Origin of the sequence: Trinickia sp. (assembly GCF_051961175.1) — a bacterium.
Taxonomy (GTDB): Bacteria; Pseudomonadota; Gammaproteobacteria; order Burkholderiales; family Burkholderiaceae; genus Trinickia.
The window spans coordinates 1-3,532 of sequence record NZ_JBQCDN010000176.1 but is presented as its reverse complement, the minus strand read 5'-3'; the positions used below and the strand labels follow the sequence as shown (position 1 = coordinate 3,532).

The 3,532-nt window shown below is 60.1% G+C and carries 4 protein-coding genes; 1 reads left to right on the top strand and 3 read right to left on the bottom strand.

The features are described 5' to 3' along the window. Positions 1–334: 334 nt before the first annotated feature. The 3 genes from ACTHL0_RS10030 to ACTHL0_RS10020 form a co-directional block, all read right to left on the bottom strand. A complete protein-coding gene (locus ACTHL0_RS10030) occupies positions 335–874 on the bottom strand; it encodes a phasin family protein (protein ID WP_440566575.1) in 540 nt (179 codons plus the stop codon). Positions 875–954: 80 nt separating this feature from the next. Next, complete coding sequence (locus ACTHL0_RS10025) at positions 955–1,452, bottom strand: YciE/YciF ferroxidase family protein (RefSeq protein WP_440566577.1); 498 nt, start codon at positions 1,450–1,452, stop codon at positions 955–957. A gap of 372 nt (positions 1,453–1,824) precedes the next feature. Further along, positions 1,825–2,751: a phage tail protein gene (locus ACTHL0_RS10020; RefSeq protein WP_440566573.1), complete on the bottom strand. Its 927-nt coding sequence runs from the start codon at positions 2,749–2,751 to the stop codon at positions 1,825–1,827. Between the two features lie 126 nt (positions 2,752–2,877). Between ACTHL0_RS10020 and ACTHL0_RS10015 the strand changes: the two genes are divergently transcribed. Beyond that, the coding region (locus tag ACTHL0_RS10015; protein WP_440566576.1) for a M15 family metallopeptidase at positions 2,878–3,532 on the top strand (655 nt) is incomplete at its 3' end.

Below are 3,532 nucleotides of genomic sequence, written 5' to 3'. Positions count from 1 at the left end.
TTGCCCGGTATTCAACATGGAAAGCTCCAAGGCGATAAAAGTTCTCCCATTCGGGAGCATCAATCGTGCCGCTGCAGCACAGCGCCCCGCCCAGCTAAATCCTCCGATACAACGCTATCCGTACCAGATTGACGGTTGGTCAACGAACAATCGAGCAAAACGGCGACCCGCGAAGGTCGCCGCTGTCACCGCCTGTTCAATGCATTTCGTCACAAAACGGGGCACATGTCGTCTCGTTCACCGCCGAAAAAGTTAGCGAGATAAAACGCATCGACTTTCGCATGAGCCGTGGGTGAAAACGATGCGCTTCGACGGGCGACGCATCGCATCGACGCTACTGCTTCACCGACGACACGACATTGCCCGAACCGTCGACGATATCCACCGGGCGCTTTTTACCGGTCGCTTTTGCGCTTGTTTGTAGCGACTCATCGAGAGGGGCGGGCAAATCCGCATCGGGCGACGCGAGCACGAGCGCTACGCCCGTCTGCCTGCGCGTATCGGCGTAGGCCGACGCCAACCAGTCCGTGTATGCGGTGATCCCTTCCCAGCCGGCCCCCGCGTTATTGGAGGCCGTCTCCGTAGCAATCACGTTCAGGTGCTGCCAATACGCGAGCACCTTCTTGAATCCGGCTTGCGCTTGCGCGACCGGCAGAGTGAGGACCCAAGCGAGCGAGCGCGAGTCGACCGCCTCGAGCGCAATCCCGTGCTGCTCGGCCAGCGACGTCTTGATCGTTTGAAGGTTCAATCGCGTGACGCGCTCGAAACCGTCGAACGTTTGATTGGCGATATCGGCCATCGTCGCGAACGTCGCTTGCGCGGCCGCACCGCTTTGCATACCGGCGCCCGAATAGTCGATTGCAGGTGAGCTCATCGTCAGACTCCATTGGAAAGGAAAACAAAACGAACAAGGGAACGTAATGGATCAAAGCGGGCTGAAAGCGGGCGGAAACGCTAACCCTTCTTAGCCTGCGGATTGCCGACCTTCTCGGCAAAATCAGTCAGCTTTTTATCGGTGGCCTTTTCTTCTTCGAGCGTCTCCTTGAGCAACGTCACGGCTTCCGGCCGGCCGAGCTGCCTGGCCAACGCACATAAGGTGCCGTATGCGGCGATCTCATAGTGCTCGACCTTCTGCGCCGCACCGATCAAGCCGGCATCGAGAACGGGACCTTTTTCGATTTCGTCGATGAGCTCTTCGCCCTCTTCGATCAAACCTTCCATCGCAACGCACTTCATTCTCTTCAGGCGGATGTCGCACTTTTGAACGACCTGATCGATCCGTTCGATCTGTCCGTGTGTTTCCTGCAGATGCGTCTCGAACGCCTGCGAGAGTTGCTCGTTCGTGACTGCGCGTGCGAGCTTGCCGAGTGCCTTCGTCAATTGCTTCTCGGCGCTGTAGATGTCCGAGAGCGAATGGATGAACAGGTCTTCCAACGTTTTGCGTGCCATGATGAACGTCCTCTGTGTCAATGAATGGTCAGTGCAGCCCGAAAGTCACGCTCGTCGCATCGAGCCCTCCGGTCTGCCGCACTGCCGCAACGCGCGTGCCGCACATCAATCGCTGATAGGAATAGTCGTTGCTTTGTCTCTTCGATGGCCTGGTGCATGGAACCACGGCGGCGCGATGCGTCACGAGTTGACGGACTTGACAGCCGAAGGGGTGGAAGCGAGCAAGGACAATCGCGCGCTCATGGACGGCGACCGAGTCGGAGAACCGCAGGCGATGTGGAAGGGATGGAATCGCATGCACAGCGTTCGCTCGGTGCGATCGTCGATCGCATCGAGCAAGCGGTCATGCTGGAGACGGAACGTCTGGACTGCGCACTAGCGCGTTTGCTGCTCGTGATTGGCGCTCGGGCAAGCCGGATCCTTGCCCCAGTGATCGGAGCAGACACGCCAGCGGCACAGCTGCGCTTCGAAGAAGTTCGACTTGTCGCATTGCTTGACTTGCGCAGCCAAGCTCACGGGATGACCTTTCGCCGCCGCGGCTTTCGCATCGGAAGCGCTAAGCTGCGGCGCATGCGCATCGTACGGCTTCGTGCGCGCCACGAGCACCGCCAGCAGATCGACATCGGAATCGGAGTGCTTCGCGACCGCGCGGTCCTTTCCATCTTTGCCATGCTTGCCACCATGTTCGGCAGCCTTTTCCGGGCGCCGATTCTTGGCGCTCTCGTGCTGCGCTGATGCGGCAGCCGGCTCGTGCTGCGCTGATGCGGCAGCCGGCTTATCCGCGGCCGATCGTTTGCTGGACGCGGCGGCACCCGATGCCCCACCAGCGGACGAAGCCCCGTTCGCTAACGCGCGCGAGAGTGGATCGCTGCCGGTGACATTCGGCGACGCCGCCGTGTTCGATGCCGCGTTCGTATTGTCGGCCACGATGACAGCGGCCTGAGGAGCGGAAGCGGCGCCCTGCGCGTTTTGCGCCACGCCAACGTGAGTGGCAGCCGTACCGCTTGCATTCGCCATCGTGGCGGCACTGGCGCCGGCCGCATGCGATGCCGCGCTGGCCACCACCGGATGCCCGGCGTCGTGCGCGCGCTGCCATTGCCACGCGCCAAGCGCGCCGGCTCCGACAACCGCCGCCAACGCGGCGATATGCCATGGCTTCTTCGATCGGCGACGCGGAAGCTGCTGCGCGGATACGCGCCCCTCAAGGCTCGCGAGGATGCGGGAACTGTTGTCCGGGCCACCGGGAGCCGTCTCGGAAAGTAGGCTCGGCCGCCCTTTCGAAGTGGTTTCCGGTGCACTCATTCAGTATCTCGTTGAATCGTTGTTTAATTCGCCGTGATAATAGGAATCCGGCCTCCCTTGGCAAGCAGGCCAGATTCTAAGAGCAAGCATTCCAAAATACAATTCATTTCCCACCCGGGGCCCATCTTGATTGCCGTTGCACTCGCTGCCTATTTCGCTGTCGCTGTCACGATCGCAGCATTGTTCCTATTGCCCGCCGCGCGGGGCGCACTCATTGCGACCGCAGTGGCATTACAGCGCCGCATGCTGCGCCGTACGTCGCGCGGCATGTCGCATCTACGGACCGGAATCGATAAGTCAGTAAGAATTTCCCATCACACGCTGATTGACACGAAAAAAATACTGATTCGCAAGCGCTTGCTGATTTTCATTACGACAGGTATCCTTGCGGCGCCTCCATTGATCGCAATTGCATTGCGCGGCCACCTATTGTTTCAGTTTGATGGCGACACGCGCGTGCCGGACGAGAAAATCGCCGCATTGCTCAATGGTGAGCAGCTCGTTCCACCGCCGCCGTTGCCGCCCGAGGTCTTCGCGACCAAAGAAGTCGAACAGGTCCGTCCGGCATTGCGCGACGCCAGCCGCGATTGGAATTTGCTGGATGCCGATTTCAGAACCCGGCTATTGCTCGTGTACAAGATCATGCACGAGCAATACGGGTATGACTTGGTGCTATTGGAAGGTTATCGGAGCCCGGATCGACAAAACCGGCTCGCGCAGCTGGGGGGCGTGACCAATGCGGCCGCATATCAGAGCTATCACCAATACGGCCTTGCCGCCG